Source organism: Mesorhizobium sp. M2A.F.Ca.ET.042.01.1.1, from assembly GCF_003997405.1.
In the GTDB taxonomy this organism is placed as follows: Bacteria; Pseudomonadota; Alphaproteobacteria; order Rhizobiales; family Rhizobiaceae; genus Mesorhizobium.
The window spans coordinates 1-587 of sequence record NZ_RZRX01000633.1 but is presented as its reverse complement, the minus strand read 5'-3'; the positions used below and the strand labels follow the sequence as shown (position 1 = coordinate 587).

Annotated in this window: 1 pseudogene; it reads left to right on the top strand. The window is 61.5% G+C overall.

The window, feature by feature from the left end:
• Nucleotides 1–587, top strand: a pseudogene (locus tag EOA23_RS35285) (acetyl-CoA C-acyltransferase); the annotation flags it as partial.

Genomic DNA, 587 nt, shown 5'->3' with positions numbered 1-587 from the left:
TCTCACAACTGGCAACGGATCGTGTGAGTGGCACCGTGTCCTGCAAGACGCTGTCTGTCGACAGGGATGAAGGCCCGCGCGAAAGCAGTTATGAGGGACTTTCTGCCCTAAAGCCCGCGCTGGATCAGGGGCGGTTTGTAACGGCCGGCAATGCCAGTCAACTCTCAGATGGCGCAAGCGCCCTTGTTCTTATGGATCTCGAAACCGCTCGGCGGGAAAATCTGAAGCCGCTCGGAATCTTCCGCGGCATGGCGGTTGCCGGATGTGCGCCTGAGGAGATGGGCATCGGCCCCATCATTGCGGTCCCAAAACTTCTTGCGCGCCATGGGCTAGCAATTGACGACATTGACCTATGGGAGATTAACGAGGCCTTCGCAGCGCAGCTGCTGGCCTGCACCGATCGCTTGGAAATCTCGCCGGAACGTCTCAACGTCAATGGCGGCGGCATCGCGCTCGGCCATCCCTACGGCATGACCGGGGCACGGCTGGCTGGACATGTGCTAATAGAAGGCCGGCGCCGTGGGGCCAGGCTGGCCGTCGTCAGCATGTGCATCGGTGGCGGGCAGGGTGCTGCGGCACTCTTCGAA